The sequence below is a fragment of the Mycolicibacterium brumae genome, from assembly GCF_025215495.1.
Classification (GTDB): Bacteria; Actinomycetota; Actinomycetes; order Mycobacteriales; family Mycobacteriaceae; genus Mycobacterium; species Mycobacterium brumae.
Genome location: NZ_CP104302.1, coordinates 2,026,719 through 2,044,830, shown reverse-complemented (window position 1 = coordinate 2,044,830; position 18,112 = coordinate 2,026,719). Strand labels below are relative to the sequence as shown.

15 protein-coding genes are annotated in these 18,112 nt (G+C 71.6%); 10 read left to right on the top strand and 5 right to left on the bottom strand.

Annotation, left to right across the window (positions count from 1 at the left end):
• Nucleotides 1–24: 24 nt before the first annotated feature.
• Nucleotides 25–702 (bottom strand): MBL fold metallo-hydrolase, encoded by a 678-nt coding sequence (locus tag L2Z93_RS09915; RefSeq protein WP_090585731.1) that lies wholly within the window; start codon nt 700–702, stop codon nt 25–27.
• 138 nt (nt 703–840) lie between these two features.
• Here L2Z93_RS09915 and uvrA point away from each other — a divergent pair, with 138 nt between their 5' ends.
• Nucleotides 841–3,834 (top strand): excinuclease ABC subunit UvrA, encoded by a 2,994-nt coding sequence (gene uvrA / locus L2Z93_RS09910; RefSeq protein ID WP_090585729.1) that lies wholly within the window; start codon nt 841–843, stop codon nt 3,832–3,834.
• A gap of 420 nt (nt 3,835–4,254) precedes the next feature.
• Here the strand turns inward: uvrA and L2Z93_RS09905 are convergent, their stop codons facing one another.
• From L2Z93_RS09905 to L2Z93_RS09895, 3 genes are all read right to left on the bottom strand, one after another.
• Nucleotides 4,255–5,652 (bottom strand): alpha/beta hydrolase, encoded by a 1,398-nt coding sequence (locus L2Z93_RS09905; RefSeq protein WP_090585771.1) that lies wholly within the window; start codon nt 5,650–5,652, stop codon nt 4,255–4,257.
• Between the two features lie 133 nt (nt 5,653–5,785).
• Nucleotides 5,786–9,043, bottom strand: a complete 3,258-nt coding sequence (gene lysX / locus L2Z93_RS09900; RefSeq protein WP_090585726.1) for a bifunctional lysylphosphatidylglycerol synthetase/lysine--tRNA ligase LysX — start codon at nt 9,041–9,043, stop codon at nt 5,786–5,788.
• Between the two features lie 57 nt (nt 9,044–9,100).
• On the bottom strand, nt 9,101–9,451 hold the full coding sequence (locus tag L2Z93_RS09895; RefSeq protein WP_090585723.1) for a hypothetical protein: 351 nt from the start codon (nt 9,449–9,451) through the stop codon (nt 9,101–9,103).
• 113 nt (nt 9,452–9,564) lie between these two features.
• Between L2Z93_RS09895 and L2Z93_RS09890 the strand changes: the two genes are divergently transcribed.
• The 5 genes from L2Z93_RS09890 to L2Z93_RS09870 are packed head-to-tail and all read left to right on the top strand — an operon-like array spanning nt 9,565 to nt 15,309.
• Nucleotides 9,565–10,047, top strand: coding sequence for a lipoprotein LpqH (locus L2Z93_RS09890; protein WP_090585721.1), 483 nt, complete (start codon nt 9,565–9,567; stop codon nt 10,045–10,047).
• Nucleotides 10,048–10,104: 57 nt separating this feature from the next.
• On the top strand, nt 10,105–11,721 hold the full coding sequence (locus L2Z93_RS09885; protein ID WP_090585718.1) for a hypothetical protein: 1,617 nt from the start codon (nt 10,105–10,107) through the stop codon (nt 11,719–11,721).
• The gene (locus tag L2Z93_RS09880; RefSeq protein WP_162561857.1) at nt 11,703–12,908 is read left to right on the top strand and encodes a CHAT domain-containing protein; all 1,206 of its coding nucleotides are present in this window, start codon (nt 11,703–11,705) and stop codon (nt 12,906–12,908) included. The genes L2Z93_RS09885 and L2Z93_RS09880 overlap by 19 nt, the downstream gene beginning before the upstream one ends.
• Nucleotides 12,909–12,934: 26 nt before the next feature.
• Nucleotides 12,935–14,227: a hypothetical protein gene (locus L2Z93_RS09875; RefSeq protein WP_090585766.1), complete on the top strand. Its 1,293-nt coding sequence runs from the start codon at nt 12,935–12,937 to the stop codon at nt 14,225–14,227.
• Nucleotides 14,224–15,309, top strand: coding sequence for a hypothetical protein (locus L2Z93_RS09870; RefSeq protein WP_090585716.1), 1,086 nt, complete (start codon nt 14,224–14,226; stop codon nt 15,307–15,309). Before L2Z93_RS09875 ends, L2Z93_RS09870 begins: the two co-directional genes overlap by 4 nt.
• Before the next feature lie 18 nt (nt 15,310–15,327).
• On the opposite strand, the gene L2Z93_RS09865 is transcribed toward L2Z93_RS09870, so the two are convergent.
• Nucleotides 15,328–15,666 (bottom strand): DUF1844 domain-containing protein, encoded by a 339-nt coding sequence (locus L2Z93_RS09865; protein ID WP_090585713.1) that lies wholly within the window; start codon nt 15,664–15,666, stop codon nt 15,328–15,330.
• 308 nt (nt 15,667–15,974) lie between these two features.
• Here L2Z93_RS09865 and infC point away from each other — a divergent pair, with 308 nt between their 5' ends.
• Genes infC through L2Z93_RS09845 form a run of 4 tightly spaced genes read left to right on the top strand, consistent with a single transcriptional unit; the run spans nt 15,975 to nt 18,034 of the window.
• Nucleotides 15,975–16,562 (top strand): translation initiation factor IF-3, encoded by a 588-nt coding sequence (gene infC / locus L2Z93_RS09860; RefSeq protein ID WP_090585711.1) that lies wholly within the window; start codon nt 15,975–15,977, stop codon nt 16,560–16,562.
• A 43-nt stretch (nt 16,563–16,605) separates the two neighbouring features.
• Complete coding sequence (gene rpmI / locus L2Z93_RS09855) at nt 16,606–16,800, top strand: 50S ribosomal protein L35 (RefSeq protein ID WP_090585708.1); 195 nt, start codon at nt 16,606–16,608, stop codon at nt 16,798–16,800.
• A 59-nt stretch (nt 16,801–16,859) separates the two neighbouring features.
• Nucleotides 16,860–17,249, top strand: a complete 390-nt coding sequence (rplT, locus tag L2Z93_RS09850; protein WP_090585706.1) for a 50S ribosomal protein L20 — start codon at nt 16,860–16,862, stop codon at nt 17,247–17,249.
• A gap of 2 nt (nt 17,250–17,251) precedes the next feature.
• Entirely contained in the window at nt 17,252–18,034 is a 783-nt protein-coding gene (locus L2Z93_RS09845) for a TrmH family RNA methyltransferase (RefSeq protein WP_234786001.1), read from the top strand.
• Nucleotides 18,035–18,112: the final 78 nt, after the last annotated feature.

Genomic DNA, 18,112 nt, shown 5'->3' with positions numbered 1-18,112 from the left:
CGGCGTGCGTTGGGCGCCGCGGCCTCACCAGCCGCGTTCGCGCCACTGGTCAAGATGCGGACGCTCGGCGCCCAGCGTGGTGTCGTCGCCGTGGCCCGGATAGACGACGGTGTCGTCGCCGTAGACGTCGAAGACCTTGGCGCTGACGTCGTCGAGCAACCGCTCGAAGTCACCGTCGCGCCAGGTCTTGCCGACGCCGCCCGGGAACAGGCAATCGCCTGAAAAAAGTTGCGTGACCCCGCCGGTGGCGTCCCCGTCGAGCGCCAGCGCGATCGAGCCCTCGGTGTGCCCCTGCAGGTGGATGGCGGTGAGCCGCAGGTCGCCGATCTCGATGACGTCGCCGCCGGCGATCAGCCGGTCCGGGGTGACCGGCAGCGGATCGGCGTCCAGGGCGTGCGCGGCGGTCGGGGCGCCGGTGGCCGCCGCGACCTGCTCCAGGGCCACCCAGTGGTCCATGTGCTGGTGGCTGGTGAGGATCAGCGCGAGATCCGGCGCCTGGTCGCGGATCACCTCCAGCAGCGCGTCGGCGTCGTTCGCGGCGTCGATCAGCAGCGTCTTTCCGGTGTTGGCGCAGGTGATCAGGTAGGCGTTGTTGTCCATCGGGCCGACGGAGACCTTGATGATCGCCGCGCCGGGCAATCGGCGGCGCGCGCCGGTCCCGGGATCGACGTGGCCGGTGTAATCCTCGGAGACGACGGTCATAGGCCCGAGATTACTTGTCGGTGTGTCCAGCCTCCAGGCTCTTCGCAGCTCGTCCCTCGCCGCTCGACCTGTCGGTGCTGATGCCTACCATGGACGACGGGCCATTTCCGGGCCCGCGTCGAAATTGGAGTGTGACCGGTGGCAGACCGCCTGATCGTCAAGGGTGCGCGTGAGCACAATCTGCGCGGCATCGACCTTGACCTGCCCCGCGACGCCCTGATCGTGTTCACCGGCCTGTCCGGATCGGGCAAGTCCTCGCTTGCGTTCGACACCATCTTCGCCGAGGGGCAGCGCCGCTACGTGGAGTCGCTGTCGGCCTACGCCCGGCAGTTCCTCGGGCAGATGGACAAGCCCGACGTCGACTTCATCGAGGGCCTGTCCCCGGCGGTGTCGATCGATCAGAAGTCCACCAACCGCAACCCGCGCTCCACCGTCGGCACCATCACCGAGGTGTACGACTACCTGCGCCTGCTCTACGCCCGGGCCGGTTCGCCGCACTGCCCGGTGTGCGGGGAGAAGATCGCCCGGCAGACCCCGCAACAGATCGTCGACCAGGTCCTCGCCATGGACGAGGGGCTGCGGTTCCAGGTCCTCGCGCCGGTGGTGCGCACCCGCAAGGGGGAGTTCGTCGACCTGTTCGACAAGCTCAACACCCAGGGCTACAGCCGGGTCCGGGTGGACGGCACCGTGTATCCGCTCACCGACCCGCCGAAGCTGAAGAAGCAGGAGAAGCACGACATCGAGGTCGTGGTGGACCGCCTCACCGTCAAAGCCGGCTCCAAGCAGCGGCTCACCGATTCGGTGGAGACCGCGCTGGGCCTGGCCGACGGCATCGTGGTGCTGGAGTTCGTCGACCGCGACGACGACGATCCACACCGCGAGCAGCGCTTCTCCGAGAAGCTGGCCTGCCCGAACGGGCACCCGCTGGCGGTCGACGACCTGGAACCCCGGTCGTTCTCCTTCAACTCGCCCTACGGCGCCTGCCCGGAGTGCACGGGTTTGGGCATCCGCAAGGAGGTCGACATCGACCTGGTGGTGCCGGACCCGGACCTGACCCTGGCCGAAGGCGCGGTGGCGCCGTGGTCGATGGGGCACACCGCCGAGTACTTCACCCGGATGATGGCCGGCTTGGGCGAGTCGATGGGCTTCGACGTCAACACCCCGTGGCGCAAACTGCCCGCCAAGGCCCGCAAGGCCATCCTGGACGGCTGCGACGAGCAGGTGCACGTCCGCTACAAGAACCGATACGGCCGCACCCGGTCCTACTATGCCGACTTCGAGGGCGTGCTGGCCTACCTGCAGCGCCGGATGGACCAGACCGAGTCCGAGCAGATGAAGGAACGCCTCGAAGGCTTCATGCGCGACGTGCCGTGCCCGGAGTGCGACGGCACCCGGCTCAAGCCGGAGATTCTGGCGGTCACGCTGGCCGCCGGGGACCTCGGCGCCAAGTCGATCGCTGACGTCTGCGCGCTGTCCATCGCGGACTGCTCCGATTTCCTGAACGCGCTGACCCTGGGCTCTCGTGAGCAGGCCATCGCCGGCCAGGTGCTCAAGGAGGTGCAGTCCCGGCTCGGTTTCCTGCTCGACGTCGGCCTGGAATACCTGTCGCTGGAACGTGCCGCGGGCACCCTGTCCGGCGGCGAGGCACAACGCATCCGGCTGGCCACCCAGATCGGCTCCGGGCTGGTCGGGGTGCTCTACGTGCTCGACGAGCCGTCGATCGGGCTGCACCAGCGGGACAACCGCCGGCTGATCGAGACGCTGACCCGGCTGCGCGACCTCGGCAACACGCTGATCGTCGTCGAGCACGACGAGGACACCATCGCCTCCTCGGACTGGGTGGTCGACATCGGGCCGGCCGCCGGCGAGCACGGCGGGACCGTCGTGCACAGCGGCCCGTACGCCGAACTGCTGACGAATCCGAAGTCCATCACCGGCGCCTACCTCGCCGGGCGGGAGGCCATCGAGACCCCGGCGATCCGCCGGCCGGTGGACCGCTCCCGCGCGTTGACCGTGGTCGGGGCGCGCGAGCACAACCTGCGCGACATCGACGTGGCGTTCCCGCTGGGGGTGTTGACCGCGGTCACCGGGGTGTCCGGCTCCGGTAAATCCACTCTGGTCAACGACATTCTGGCGACCGTGCTGGCCAACAAGCTCAACGGCGCGCGGCTGGTGCCGGGCCGACACACCCGGATCAACGGGCTCGATCAGGTGGACAAGCTGGTCCGGGTGGACCAGTCGCCGATCGGGCGGACCCCGCGGTCCAACCCGGCCACCTACACCGGGGTGTTCGACAAGATCCGCACCCTGTTCGCGGCCACCACCGAGGCCAAGGTCCGCGGCTACCAGCCGGGACGGTTCTCCTTCAACGTCAAGGGCGGCCGCTGCGAGGCCTGCTCAGGCGACGGCACCCTGAAGATCGAGATGAACTTCCTGCCGGATGTGTACGTGCCGTGCGAGGTGTGCCACGGCGCCCGCTACAACCGGGAGACCCTGGAGGTGCACTACAAGGGCAAGACCATCTCCGAGGTGCTGGACATGTCCATCGAGGAGGCCACCGATTTCTTCGAGCCGATCAGCTCCATCCACCGGTACCTGAAGACCCTGGTCGACGTGGGTCTGGGGTATGTCCGGCTGGGCCAGCCGGCGCCGACGCTGTCCGGTGGCGAGGCCCAGCGGGTGAAGCTGGCCGCCGAACTGCAGAAACGCTCCACCGGGCGGACGGTGTACATCCTCGACGAGCCGACCACCGGCCTGCACTTCGAGGACATCCGCAAGCTGCTCCAGGTGATCAACGGGCTGGTGGACAAGGGCAACTCGGTCATCGTGATCGAGCACAACCTCGACGTCATCAAGACCGCCGACTGGATCATCGACATGGGCCCGGAGGGCGGCTCCGGCGGCGGCACTGTCGTCGCGCAGGGCACTCCCGAAGACGTCGCCGCGGTCCCGGAGAGCTACACCGGCAAGTTCCTCACCGAGATGCTGGCCGGCCGGGGCGCCGCGGCCATCGCCCCCAAGCGGGTTACGCGCACCGCGGCGAAGGCTCCCGCGGCGAAAGCACCCGCCAAGAGGGCCGTCGCTGCCAAGAAACCCGCCCGCAAGGCTCCGGCGAAGGCCGCCAGGAGCTAGCCGCTCGCACCACCCCTCGGTGTAGTTCTCGGTCGAAAGTGGACGGAGATCAGGTTTGGCGCTGAGGGTGCGCGGAGATCAGGTTTCGACCGCGAGCGTGCGTCGACGTCTGCGAACTCGCAGGACGGTGCGACCCCACGCGCACGCTCGCCAGCAGAATGTGACCTGCGCGCACGCTCGCCGGCAGCGCACCGCTCCCGGATCGCCCAGGTGATCCATGTGGACCACCTGGGCGAAAATTCGGCGATATTTCGCCCTAGCGATCCGCACGGAGCGGGCCGCACAGGTGGCAGGGCCTCGCCAGCCACACCGGTCTCGCCAGCCACACGCCCACCAGGGTCACGCCCACCGGCCACACCGCCACCAGAACCACGCCCATCAGCACCACGCCCCGCCGACACCCACCAGCGCCGCACGGACCTAGGGGCCCTTGGCCTGCAGAGGCTGACCGGACGGCGCCGCGGGCGCAATGTCGGTGTGGCTCACCGGGATCCGGTCGACGCCCGGGGTTCCGACCGCGCCGGCCAGCCACGGCAGCGCCAACCGGAACGCCTGCGCCGCGAACGGCCAGTTATGCCCGCCGGGCTGCTCGATGACCGCGCAGTCCATGCCCGCCGACCGGCCCAGCCCGCAGAGCGTCTGCGCGGCGAGCATCTGATCCGAGGCGTCCGGCAGGGTGTGCGCCGCCTCCTCGATCACCGCCGGCCCGTGCGCGGTGCGAAGCGTGCCGTTGACGTCGAAACGGCCCGCCACGTTCTGGTACCGGCCGTGGGTGGTGATCACCGTCGACGGGTCGAAGGACGCCTGCAACGCCTTGTCCCCGTCGTACAGCCGGCGCAGCGTCTGCTCCGGGTTGCCCGCGCTGGGCGCGAGGTCGCCGGCGATGTCCTCGAACGCGCTGAACTTGTCGGGATGCATGCTGACCAGGTCGACGGCGCAGGTGCCGCCCATCGACCAGCCCGCCACCCCCCAGTTCGCCGCCGCCGGGCTGACGTGGAACTGCGAGATCAGGTACGGGCGCACATCGTTGACCAGGTGGTCGGCGACCCGGCCGCGGGGACCGTTGACGCACTCGGTGTCATTGTTGAACTGACCGCCGGAGTCGACGAACACCAGCACCGGGGCGTTGCCGTGGTGCGCCGTGGCGAACGCGTCGGCCGTTTCGATCGCCGATCCGGCCCGCAGCCAGTCACCCGGGGTGTTGAACTCGCCGCCGATCATCATCACCGTCGGCAATGTCGGTGGCGGCACCGTGGCGAACCACGCCGGTGGCAGGTACACCAACTCGTCGCGATGGGCGAAACCCGATGCCGAGGAACCGGTGTCGACCTTCAGCACGCTGCCCTTCGCCGGCAGCGTCTTGGTCTGCGCGACGGTGTGCGCCAGCGCCGTGACCGCGCCCGCGTCGGTCTCATCTGGCAGCGGACCGGCGGTCAGCTGATTCCAGGCGATCTGCACGGTGGGGAAGTACCCGACCCACAGGTTCAGCGCCAGGGCGGCGCTCAACACGCACAGCGGGAGCGCGGCCACCGCGGCCGTCCGGCGCCACCACCGCGCCCCCGGCCAGCCCAGCACCAGGACGACGGCCGCCAGCCCGGTCAGCGCGATCCAGATCCACAGACCCTTCGGGGCCGGCTCCCCGGCGTACCCGCCACAGGTGATGTAGGAATGCGCCAGCAGGGCCGCGCCGGATCCGACCAGCACCGCCACCGGCGTGGCCAGCAGCCACCAGCGCCGGCTGCGTGCTCGTGGCCCGAGGGCCAACAGCAGCACCGCGGCGGTCAGGATCTGGACGGTCAGCGGCAGCCAGCCGTGCATCAGCGACAGGTGCTGCCCGAAGATTTGCGGCGCGCCGAGCAGCGTCACGCCCGATGCGGAGGTCACGACGCAATGGTGACCGGCCAAGCTTGGCGCTCACTGCGAGGCCGCTGTGCCTCACCGGAGCCCCCGGTCAGTGCGGCTTGGCCAGCGGGAACGGCAGCGTCTCCCGGATGCTGCGCCCGGTGATCAGCATCACCACCCGGTCCACGCCCATCCCCAGCCCGCCGGTCGGCGGCATCGCGTACTCCAGCGCCGTCAGGAAGTCCTCGTCGAGTTCCATCGCCTCCGGGTCGCCGCCGGCGGCGAGTAGCGATTGGGCGCGCAGCCGTCGTCGTTGCAGCACCGGATCGGTCAGCTCGCTGTAGGCGGTGCCCAGCTCGACGCCCCACGCCACCAGGTCCCAGCGTTCGGCCAGCCCGGGCCGGCTGCGATGAGGCCGGGTCAACGGCGACACCGACGCCGGGAAGTCGATGTAGAAGGTCGGCTCCTCGGTGCGGTCCTCCACCAGGTGCTCGTAGAGTTCCAGCACCACCGCCCCGGCGTCCCAGCCGGGCCGGTAGCCGATGCCGGCGGTGTCGCTGAGTTTGCGCAGCGTCGCCAGCGGCGTGTCCGCGTCGATCTGCTCGCCGAGTGCCGCCGAAACCGCGTCGTGCACGGTGATGACCGGCCACTGCCCGGAGATGTCGACGGCTGCCAAAGTCCCGTCGGGGCCGGTACGCCACACCGTCGCGCTGCCGTTGGCGGCGATCGCCGCGTTCTGAATCAGCTCCCGCGCCCCGTCGATCCAACTCAGGTAGTCCGCGTGCGCCTGATAGGCCTCCAACAGGGTGAACTCCGGGTTGTGGCTGAAATCGACGCCCTCGTTGCGGAACGCCCGGCCCAGTTCGAAGACCCGCTCCACCCCGCCCACGCACAGCCGCTTCAGGTACAGCTCCGGGGCGATGCGCAGGTAGAGATCGAGGTCGTAGGCGTTGATGTGGGTGCGGAACGGCCGAGCATTGGCGCCGCCGTGGATCTGCTGCAGGATCGGCGTCTCCACCTCGAGGAACCCGTGCCCGACCAGGGTGGAGCGGATCGCGTGCAGGATCTGGCTGCGGGCCCGCACCAGATCGCGGGCCTCCGGATTGACCGCCAGGTCCAGGTAGCGGGCCCGCACCCGGGCCTCCGGATCGGCCAGGCCCTTCCACTTGTCGGGCAGCGGGCGCAGGCATTTGCCGATCAACCGCCACTGGGTGACCAGCACCGACCGGGTGCCGGTCCGGCTGCGGCCGACGGTTCCGGTGACTTCGACCAGGTCGCCGAGGTCGATGGCCGCGGTGAACGCCTCGGCGCCGGCGGGTTCTTCCAGGAGCAGCTGAACCTCACCGGACCAGTCCCGCAGGTCGGCGAACAGCACCCCGCCGTAGTCGCGGACCCGCAGGATCCGCCCGGCCACCCGCACCACGGCGCCCTCGTCGGCCGCCGCGGCGTCGGCGACGGTGTGGGTGGGCGCCCGCCCGACCGGGTAGGCGTCCACCCCGGCGTTCTGTAGCGCCGTCAGCTTCGCCATCCGGACCCGGACCTGTTCGGGCAGCCGTTCGGGGGTGGGCTCCGCGTCCGCCGGCGCCGACGCGAGTTCCCGCGGCTCGTCCGGGGCCGACGGATGCTGGCCGGTGTGCGGCTGACCGCGGCGGCTCAGCGGCAACACCAGGAACCCCTCGGCGATCACCGAGGCCACCCCGACCCGCGGGATCAGCCGGGCGTCGGCGTAGCAGGCATAGCGCGGCACCCATTCCGGGAGGTACTTCATATTGGATCGGTACAGCGTCTCCAGCTGCCACCAGCGGGAGAAGAACACCAGCAGTTTGCGCCACAGCCGCGCGACCGGACCGGCGCCGAACTGGGCGCCCTGCTCGAACGCCGACCGGAACATCGCGAAGTTCAGTGAGATCCGGGCGATCCCGAGTTCCCCGCCGCGCAGCGCCAGTTCGCTGACCATCAGCTCGATGGTGCCGTTGGGGGATTGCCGGGAGCGGCGCATCAGGTCCAGCGACACCCCGTTGGGGCCCCACGGCACCAGCGACAGCATCGCCACCACCTCCGCGTCGGCGCGGACCGCCTCCACCAGCAGGCAGTCCCCGTCTCCCGGGTCGCCGAGCCGGCCCAACGCCATCGAGAAACCGCGCTCGGTTTCGGTGTCCCGCCAGGCGTCCGCGTGCGCGATGACCGCGGCCATCTCGGCCGAACTCAGGTCCCGGTGCCGACGGATCCGCACGCTCAGCCCGGCGCGGCGGGCCCGCGTGACGGCCTGGCGCACCGGTTTCATGTCCGGTCCGGACAGTCCGAACCGATCCGGATGGATGACCGCCTCGTCGCCCAGCACCATCGCGTTGAGCCCGCCCCCGGCGTAGGCCCGGGCGCCGGCGGCGCTGGCGCCCATCACCCCGGGCGCCCAGCCGTAGGTCTCGCACAGTTGCGTCCACGCGCCGACCGCGGCCGGCCACGCCCGCGGGTCGCCGATCGGATCCCCGCTGGCCAGGCAGACGCCGACCTCGACCCGGTAGGTGATGGCGGCGCGGCCGTTCGGCGCGAAGATCACCGACTTGTCCCGCCGGGTGGCGAAGTAGCCCAGCGAATCGTTGCGTCCGTACTCGTCGAGCAGGCCGCGGATGGCGGCCTCGTCGGAGCCGGTCAGCGCGTTGTCGGCGCGCTGGGACTGGAACAGCACGATCGCCGCGGCCATCAGCGCCAGCGCGCCGAACAGGCCGAGCAGCGCGTTCACCCAGACGTGGGTGTGGCCGGTGAACGTCTCGGCGCCGAAGCCGGCGAACGCCACCACCCGGTTGACCACGTATGGCAACCGGTCCGAGGGCGCCAGGCTGCCGGGGAACAACTCCACCAGCGCCCACCCGACACCGATGCCCACCAGCATCCCGGCGCCCAAGGTGGCGGCCGCCTTGAACAGCGCGCCGCGGCGCACCCGGGCCCAGAACTGCCGGTAGGACAGGCCGACGAGAACCAGCGCGACGATATGGGTGACCAGGCCGATCAGCTCGCCGACCTCGCCGGCGGCGGTGACCCGCGGATCCCGCAGCCCGGCGATGTTCAGCGCGATCGACGCGGCCAGGTACAGCATCGCGATCCACCAGGCGATCCGCTTCCGGGCGCCCAGCGCGGCGGCCAGCAAGGCCAGCACGAACGCCCAGGCGAAGCTGGTGTCGGGGAAGTTGAACAGGTAGTCGTTGACGAACTCCCGCGGCGTGTGGATCAGCGACCGGAACGTCGGGGACACACTCGCGATCAGCGACAGCGTCGCGATGACGCCGATGAACGTGCCCACGGCGGTCGGCACCCAGGTGAACCTGCCCCCGGTGCGGACGGCCGGCAGCGGGGGGCTGGTGGACTTCATGAGCAGCGAGGATATGCCGCCCCGCTGAGAGCCGCGTCGCAGGCGCGCCCCGGACCGTCAGTCCTGGCCGTCGGCCTTCATCGACTCCCGGATCTGCGCCAGCTTGTCGGCGGCGGCCTGCCGGCGGGCCTCGAACTGTTCCTCGACGCGGCGGCCCTCGGGCGTCTCCGAGGCCAGCTCGGTGGACCCGATGGACGTGCCGAACCGGGTCTCGATCTTCTCCCGCACCATCTCGAAGGTCGGCACACCCGCGGCGGTGTAGCCCGATTCCGTTGTCGGCGCCCCGGTTTCGACAGGCGCCAACACGACCGTCGCCTCGATCACCGGCTCAACCGGCTCGGCCGCCGCGTCGTCCGGGTCGATGAATGTCTCCGGGGCGTCGGCGGGCGATCCGTCATCGATGGGCATGACCCCACGGTACGTGCGGCGACGGAGATTTATTGGGATCGGTAGCGGATCGAACCGGATTGACTCTGCGCATGACGACGCCAACCCGGCGACGCACAACGGAAGGAAGATCGATGAACCGAGTTATCGCAGGCGCGACCGGACTGCTCGCCACCGCCCTCGTCGTGGTCGGCTGCTCGAGCGAGAAGGACTCCGCGCCGACCCCGGCGCCGGCCGCGCAGCAGAGCGTCAGCACTGGCTCCGGCACCGCGGTGAAGGTCGACGGCAAGGACCTGCCCGGCCTGGATCTGAACTCGGTGAGCTGCGTCAAGCAGGGCGGCAAGATCACCGTCGGCAGCGCGGCCATCGGCGGCCAGCAGGGCCTCGGCATCGTGATGACCGACGAGGCCACCCCCAAGGTGGAATCCCTGGGCATGTTCGTCGACGGCAACGCGCTGTCGGTCAGCGACACGATGGGTGTGAAGGTCGGCTCGGCGGAGGTGTCCGTCGACGGCGACACCTACACCATCACCGGTGACGCGGTCGGGGCGAATCTCAGCAACCCGATGGACGGACAGATCAACAAGCCGTTCACCGTCACGGTGAGCTGCAGCTGATCCGGCCCGAAGCGGCGGACGCGCCACGCGCGTCCGCCGCTTCCTATGATCACTTAGGTGGCGATCGTGGCGGATTTGGAGCGCGCGCGACGGCTGGCCCGGGCCGCCGACGAAGGCGCCGCCAAGGACTTGCTGTTGTCGCTGCTGCCCGCGATCGAGACGGCCGACCGCGACGACTGGGCGCTGGAGGTGTTCGCCCAGCTCGGTGAGCTCTATCTGGTCCGCACCGCCTACGACGGCGTCACCGAATGCCTGCGCCGCATCGACGACTGCCTGGCGGCCTACGTCGCGCCGAGCCGGCCGGTGACCATGGCGCCGGCCGAGGTGGACCGGATGCGCCGCCGGTACGCACGGCGCGCGCGATTCCTGCGGATCGGCCTGGCCGCCGCGCACGGCGAACACGAAACCGCCGACGCCGCGCTATGCGCCCTGGCCGACGACGACGTCGAGCCCGATCCGGAGCTCGCCGAGGAGCGCGGCCGTCTGCTCACCCACGCCCGGATCCTGTGCGCGACCGCGCTATGCGACGACGACCTGCACGTCCGCTCGGTTCCGTTGTGGGACAGCGTGTTCGACGCGATCGGGCGCGCCGGGGACGGCGGCGAAGCCGACGACCAACTGCTGGTGCTGGCGGGCCTCGGCTACGGCCGGTTTTGCGTCGAGACCGGCCGGCTCACCGAAGCGGAACCGTGGCTGCGGCGCGCCGAGGCCCGGGCCCGCCAGCGCGGCTGGCGCCTGGCGGCGTCGCGGGCCCAGTTGGAGCGCGCGACGGCGGCATGGTCGGCGGGGGACCGCGGGCTGGCCCAGACCCTCACGCACAGCGCGTACCCGGACATCGCCGAACACCTGCGCGCCCACGACGTGTCCCGATGCTGGTTGTATTTCGGCCTGATCAGCCTCTCGATCGGGGAACTCGACGACGCCGAGGAACGCTTCGGGCACGCCGAGCGGCACTGGCGGGAGATCGAGAAGCCATTGCACATTCACCGGATTCTGGTGCAGCGCAGCTGGGTTGACATCATGCGCGGCGACTTCGGCGCGGCGCGGGAGCGGGTCGGGGAGGCCCGGGCGCTGCTCGACGGCTGGTCCCGGCACAGCTGGCTGCAGTACGCCCGGCTCGACGACCACCTCGGCAGCATCTGGCGCGCGGACGCGCTGGCCGACCCCGCGGGTCTGGACGCGAAGATGGAGCGGGCCGTGGACCTCAAAGCCCCCGCCGCGCTGGCCGTCGACTCGGTGCGGCACGCCATCGCTGACGCGGACGCCCGGATGCGCTGGGCCAGCCACGTGTCCGCGCCCATCCTGGCCGGCGCGTTCGCGGCGGCCTGGGAGTGGGGCAACACCGCGCTGGTCGCGGAGTTGATCGAATACCACGGCGCGCGTGGCAGTTTCAGCACCGAATACCCGGCCGACGGAACCGTCGGCTGGAGCAGCGCGGCCACCGCCGCGGTCCCCATCGAAGACGTCGACACCGCAGGCGTCGCGGACTACGCCCTGGTGGCCGGCGGAACGGGGGAGGTGGGCGGACCCGGGCTGACCCGACTCGGTCCGCTGCCGCCGCTGGTGATGGACCCCACCGGCGGACCCATCATCAGCCGGTACCGCGCCCAGGCCGCCGAGCGCTACGACCGCGGTGGCCCGGCGAGTGACGCCCCGTGGGCGACATGGCCGTGAACCACACCCTGGTGCTGCGCTTCGCCGACGTCGGCGCGGCGACCTACGCCAGCCTGCGGGTGGTCGGCGACCCGGCGCGGACCGTCGTCTGGGTGGTGGCGCCGCAGGCGGTCAACTCCGCGCGTGCGGAGCTCACCGACGCGCTGCCCGAACCGGTCGGCGCCGAAGACCAGCGCCACGCCCTGGACCGCGCGTTCACCCGGGGCGGATTCGCCCGTCCCGCAACCGAATCCGCGATCGCCGAGCGGCTCGGCGCGCAGCTGATCGACCCCGAGGCCTGGCGGTTGCTGCTCGACACGGTGTCCTCCCCGCGCGCGGCGCTGTTCGTCTCCCCGAGCACGCGGCTGGCCCAGGTCCCGTGGGGGCTGCTGGCCGCCCCCGACGACAGCGGCGCCCGGCTGATGGAACTCTGCGACATCTACCTCGCCACGCCGGCCAATATCGCGCACGCCGCGCGTCCCGGCGCCGGCTGGTCACGCCGCCGGGACGCCGCGGCGCTGCTGCTGCTCGACCCGAAGGTGCCCGGGCAGCGGCCGGACTCCCCGCTCGGCTCGGTGCTCGGCCGCCCCGACCCGGACGGGCCGCTGACCCGGCACTTCGCCGGCCGGGCCACAGCGACGCTGCCCGAGGTCGGCGACCCGGTGGAGTTGTTCCGGCGCGCCGACGTCGACCGCGGCTGGCTGTTCGCGCAGTTGGCCCGCGACCCGAGCCGGCTGCTGTACGTCGGGCACGCCACCGCCGCCGACGGCGACGACGGGCGCGCGGACCGGGCCGCGCTGCACCTGGCCGAACCGCAACCGTTCGCGGCGATGGATCTGATGGCGTCGCGGGCGCCGACGCCACCGCGAGTGGCGCTGCTGGCCTGTTCCTCCGGCGGCGACTACCGGTTTGACGAGGCCAGCGGGTTGGTGGCGGCGATGATCCTCGGCGGCGCGGAACTGGTGACCGCCACGCTGTGGTCGCTGCCGACGACGGCCGGGCACCGGCAATACGGGCCCGCACCGGACGCCGACCCGATGGCGGATCTCATCATCGGCGTCGACGACGCGCACGACGCCGATCACGCCGGGCGCGCGGTGAACCGATGGCAGCGCGCCGCGATGCGCCGGTGGCGCGACGGCGACCTCACCGCCAGCCCGCTGTACTGGGCGTCGCTGGCCACCTTCGCGGTCGGCGGCGCGCGATGAACCACGTCGCCTCCTATCCTGTGCTGATGAGCACCGACGCGGCGGCCACGCAGCCGCGCCGGGCGGTGATCGACCGGGCGTGGCGCGATCTCGGGCCCGGTGTCGAGGTGCTCAGCGGCGCCGACGGCGGCCCGCTGCGCCGCACCGTCAAACGCGTCATCGACCCGCTGGTGCTGAGACTGCGGTCGAACCCGCAGTTCTCGGGGCCGTTCGTGGACGCCGAGGTCGCGTCGGCGATGCGAGCGGAGATCGTCGGCCAGGCCGACCGGATCCGCGCCGCGGCACTGTGGTTCGAGGTTCTCAAGCGGGAACGCCGCAGGTTGCGGATCACCCACGGCAATGCCCAGGAGCTGTATTTTCCGGTCTGCTTCGAGCTGGCCGTGACCCGCGGCGCCCCCACCGCGGACAGCTCGGCGGAGGAGACGTTGCGGGAGATCCACAGCGGGCGGGACCGCGCCACCGGCGCGGCCCTCACCCGCCACGTCGAGAACCCGCGGGTACTGGCCGAACTCGGCGACCAACTGCGGGCCAGTTGGGACGACGTCCGGCCGGACGCCGCGCCCAGCGCGGCGTTCCTGACCGGATTGACGACCGTCCTCGACGCCGCCGAGGGGCGGCGCGCCGCGGCCACGCGGCAGCGCCAATGGAACGCGCTGATCGGAGACCCCGCGCCGTACAACCTGGGCGCCCGGGCACGGCTGCCGGGCGGGCAGCTGCCCTGGTCGATCGTCGCGCTGGGGCTCAGCTCGGCCGAACCGCAGCGCCCGCCGACCATCGCCGGCGCCGGCGGCGACCGGCCGCTGGACCGCCCGGTCATCGACCGGGTGCGGGCCACCCTGCGTCGCGCGATGGACCGCGATGAACTGCCCGACGTGCCGCTGCTGTGCGCCGAGGAGGTGGACCGCGCATGCGCGCCGTGGGGTCTGCTCGGCGAGGACCGCCAGGCGACGCTGGTCGCCGGAATCGAAGTCTCGGTAGGCCTGTCGCCGCTGTCCGAGGGCCCCGAACCGCGATACGGGTTGGCCGGGCAGATCCAGGCCCGGCTGCGCCGCGAGGCCTACGTGCTGCACGCGCGCCGCTACCTGGCCGGCGGCGGGCCGATCCATCCCCGCCAACAGCAGGTGGTCGAGGAGCTGGCCGCCTTCACCCGGCCGTACCTGAGCCGGCTGTGGGCCCGGCTGCATGGCCGCGACGTCTGGCAGGAGCCGTGCGGCGACGTCGAGGACGTCCGCGCCGTGCTGCAGGGGGTGGCCCGTTCGGTCAGCCTGGATCACCGGCAGCGCATCAAGTCGATGCTGGAGATGAGGGCGGCCGGATGAGGTTGATCGCGCGGCACGGGGTGTGGTGCGCCGGTGAGCCGGCCGCGCCGGCGCCGCTGGTGGCGGTGCTGGAGGTCAGCGGCGCGGTGCTGTCCTGGACGGTCGACGCCGACACCGGCCCGCACATCGCGTTCACCGACCCGGCGCGGGCGGACTGGCTGTGGCGGGTGGTCGGCGTCGACGGGCACCGGGCGTTGGCCGACGCGCTGGCCGAGCCGGTCTCCGACGACGGCGCCGCGGTCGAGGCGCCCGCGGCGCAGCTGCTGCCCGGCGCGCTGGATCACCTACGGCGGTTGGCGTTCGGGCATTGGCTGCGCCGCTGGTGGCCGGCCAGCCACCGCGACGGGATCGCGGAACTGGACCAGGCGCTGGTGGCCGCCGAGATCGCGGCGCTGACCGACGACGCGCAGGACTTCTTCGACGACGACGCGCTGGACGACGCGGTCGACGAGCTGCTCGAACCGCACCTCGCCGCGCTGGACGCCCACGCCCTGCGCGGCGACCCGCGGGTGCAGGCCGTTGTTGCTCGCGCCCGGGAGCTGGCGGAACTGCAGGGCGTCGAAGTCCGGGGCGGCGGCCCGGCCGCCGTCCGGTCCGACTACGCCCTGGCCGCCGGCCTCGGCGGCGGGCGCGCGGCTGCCGGCGAGGTCGCCGGCGGGGTGGCGTCGATCGCCTGGTCGGCCGTGCCGCCCGGGATCTTCGACGCCGCCGAGGACACCGTGGCCTGGCGGGTCGAGGCCGACGGGGACGGCACGCGGGCCGTGGTCCGGGTGGAGCTGGTCGGCCCGGACACCCCGGAGGGCATCGGCGTGCGGTTGCGCGCGGCGGGTGTCGCGGGCGCCGGCGCGCTGGAGGCCGATGGTCGGTCGGTGTTCGCGCTGGCCGACGCCGATCGGCGTCCGCTCACCGAGACCGACGCCTGGGGCCGGGATTGGCGGGGCGCCGCGGTGGCCGTCGGCGCCGCGGTCGACGAGCCGGCTGGCCACCGGGAAAGGGTCCGGGAGCTGGCCCGCTCCCGGCTGCGCCGCCCACCGGCCGACGCGCTGCTGGCCGAGGTGCTGGCCGCCGAGTCAGACTACTGAGGCGCCGGAGCTACTGGGTCACCAGACCGGGCCGGTGAGCTTCTCGCCCGGGCCGTGGCCCGGTTCCTCGGGGGCGACGCTGGCCTCCCGGAACGCCAGTTGCAGGCTCTTGAGGCCGTCGCGGACCGGGCCGGCGTGCGGGCCGAGGTATTCCGCCGACGCGGTGACCAGCCCGGCCAGCGCGGTGATCAGCCGTCGGGCCTCGTCGAGGTCGCGGTGCGGGCTGTTGTCCGGATCCGGGTCGGAGAGTCCCAGTTTCTCGGCGGCCGCGCTCATCAGCATCACCGCGGCACGGGTGATGACCTCGACGGCGGGGATGTCACTGAGCTCGCGGACGATTCTCGGATCTTCGCTCATGCCTGCTAGACTCCCATGTGCGACCGTCCCGGCTCACGCCAGGACAGCAAGTGGAGTCCCAACTCCCACCGCGCGCCCCACGGGTGGCGCGGTCCGGTCACCGAGGGGCACGTCCTTTCGGTTCTGCGCTCCGGTGTTCCGGTGTCGGCGCAGGCGGTGTCAGGCCGCGACTGGTCGGCTTTGGGCCCTGCCGTCTGCGGGGCCCGATCTGTTCTCGGTGAGAGCAGTTCGCCGGTGGAGCGCGTTCCCGCAGCTGTCCGGCCCCTGAGTCCCGGTCCGAACCGAACCGCACTGACCAGGGAGGCCACATCAGCACTGAGACCCGTGTCAACGAGCGCATTCGTGTGCCTGAAGTCCGTTTGATCGGCCCCGGTGGGGAACAGGTAGGCATCGTGCGCATCGAAGACGCACTCCGCGTCGCCGCGGACGCCGATCTCGACCTCGTCGAGGTTGCTCCGAACGCCAGGCCGCCGGTCTGCAAGATCATGGACTACGGCAAGTTCAAGTACGAGACGGCACAGAAGGCGCGCGAGTCTCGCAAGAACCAGCAGCAGACCGTCGTCAAGGAACAGAAGCTGCGTCCCAAGATCGACGACCACGACTACGAGACCAAAAAGGGCCACGTGGTGCGCTTCCTGGAAGCCGGGTCGAAGGTCAAGGTGACCATCATGTTCCGCGGCCGCGAGCAGTCCCGACCCGAACTGGGTTTCCGGCTGCTGCAGCGACTGGGGTCCGACGTCGCCGACTACGGCTACATCGAGACCTCGGCCAAGCAGGACGGCCGCAATATGACGATGGTCCTCGCACCGCACCGCGGCGCGAAGACCCGAGCCAAGGCCGCCGAGCAGGCCGGTGGACACCCCGCCGACGCCGGTTCCGACGCCGACCCGAGCTGACCCGCTCGCCCGAACCGAACACCAACAACCTGTAAGGACAGCCATGCCCAAGGCCAAGACCCACAGCGGCGCCTCCAAGCGTTTCCGCCGCACCGGCACCGGCAAGATCGTGCGCCAGAAGGCCAACCGCCGGCACCTGCTCGAGCACAAGGCCACCAAGCGCACCCGTCGTCTCGATGGCCGCACCACCGTCGCCGCCAACGACACCACCCGGGTCAACAAGATGCTCAACGGCTAACCGCCGTCGTCATCTGAAAACCCCACGACCCTAAGACCCGAAGAAGACAAGGAAAGACAATGGCACGCGTGAAACGGGCGGTGAACGCCCAGAAGAAGCGCCGCAGCGTCCTCAAGGCCTCCAAGGGCTACCGCGGACAGCGGTCGCGCCTCTACCGCAAGGCCAAGGAACAGCAGCTGCACTCGCTGACCTACGCCTACCGGGACCGCCGGGCCCGCAAGGGTGAGTTCCGCAAGCTGTGGATCTCCCGCATCAACGCCGCGGCCCGCGCCAACGACATCACCTACAACCGGTTGATCCAGGGCCTCAAGGCCGCCGGTGTCGAGGTGGACCGCAAGAACCTGGCCGAGATCGCCGTCAGCGACGCCGCCGCGTTCACCGCTCTGGTCGAGGTCGCTCGCGCCGCCCTGCCGGCCGACGTCAACGCCCCCTCCGGAGAGGCTGCCTGAGGCTGACTGCCCACCAGGAGCTCACCGAGCGTTCGGCCCGGGTGGCCGCGGCAGCCAAGCTGCTGCGCCACCCGGGCCGAAAACGTGCCGGGCGCTTCCTCGCCGAGGGCCCGAACCTGGTGCAGGGCGCGCTGGCCCGCGGTCTGGCCATCGAGGTGTTCGCCACCGCGGAGGCCGCAGAGCGGCACGCCGACCTGCTGACCGGCGGCGTGCCGACCCACCTGGTCACCGCGCGCGCGGCCAAGGCGCTGTCGGAGACCGTCACCCCGGCCGGCGTGTTCGCGGTGTGCGCGCTGCCCGAGCTCAGCATCGCCGACCTGCGGGCGCCGCGGCTGGTGCTGGTGGCCGTCGGGCTGTCCGAGCCCGGTAACGCCGGCACCATGATCCGCACCGCGCACGCCATGGGCGCCGACGCGGTGGTGCTGACCGGCAACAGCGTCGACCCGTACAACGGCAAATGCCTGCGCGCCTCCGCCGGCAGCATCTTCGCGGTGCCGGTGATCACCGAACCCGACCCCGCCGCCGTGCTGGGCGCGCTGCGCGCCGCCGGCGCCACGGTGCTGGCCGCCACCCTCGACGGCGAGCAGGACCTCGACGACGCCGACCTGTCCACGCCGACGGCCTGGGTGTTCGGCCCCGAAGCGCATGGTTTGTCCACCGAGTTGGCCGCGCTGGCCGACCACCGGGTCCGCATCACCATGCCCGGTGACAGCGAAAGCCTGAACGTCGCCGCGGCCGCCGCGATCTGCCTGTATCAGAGCGCCCGGGCCGCGCGCCGCCGGTGATCCAGGCCGTCGATGCGGCGTGGATCACTATTGCGCCACCGGACCGATTCGCGAGGACCCGGCCCACCAGCGGTTATC

Excerpts from the sequence above, each read along its gene's own strand:
- L2Z93_RS09915 (WP_090585731.1), bottom strand. The coding sequence starts at position 702 with ATGACCGTCGTCTCCGAGGATTACACCGGCCACGTCGATCCCGGGACC.
- L2Z93_RS09905 (WP_090585771.1), bottom strand. The coding sequence starts at position 5,652 with ATGCACGGCTGGCTGCCGCTGACCGTCCAGATCCTGACCGCCGCGGTG.
- lysX (WP_090585726.1), bottom strand. The coding sequence starts at position 9,043 with ATGAAGTCCACCAGCCCCCCGCTGCCGGCCGTCCGCACCGGGGGCAGG.
- L2Z93_RS09895 (WP_090585723.1), bottom strand. The coding sequence starts at position 9,451 with ATGCCCATCGATGACGGATCGCCCGCCGACGCCCCGGAGACATTCATC.
- L2Z93_RS09890 (WP_090585721.1), top strand. The coding sequence starts at position 9,565 with ATGAACCGAGTTATCGCAGGCGCGACCGGACTGCTCGCCACCGCCCTC.
- L2Z93_RS09875 (WP_090585766.1), top strand. The coding sequence starts at position 12,935 with ATGAGCACCGACGCGGCGGCCACGCAGCCGCGCCGGGCGGTGATCGAC.
- L2Z93_RS09870 (WP_090585716.1), top strand. The coding sequence starts at position 14,224 with ATGAGGTTGATCGCGCGGCACGGGGTGTGGTGCGCCGGTGAGCCGGCC.
- L2Z93_RS09865 (WP_090585713.1), bottom strand. The coding sequence starts at position 15,666 with ATGAGCGAAGATCCGAGAATCGTCCGCGAGCTCAGTGACATCCCCGCC.
- rpmI (WP_090585708.1), top strand. The coding sequence starts at position 16,606 with ATGCCCAAGGCCAAGACCCACAGCGGCGCCTCCAAGCGTTTCCGCCGC.
- rplT (WP_090585706.1), top strand. The coding sequence starts at position 16,860 with ATGGCACGCGTGAAACGGGCGGTGAACGCCCAGAAGAAGCGCCGCAGC.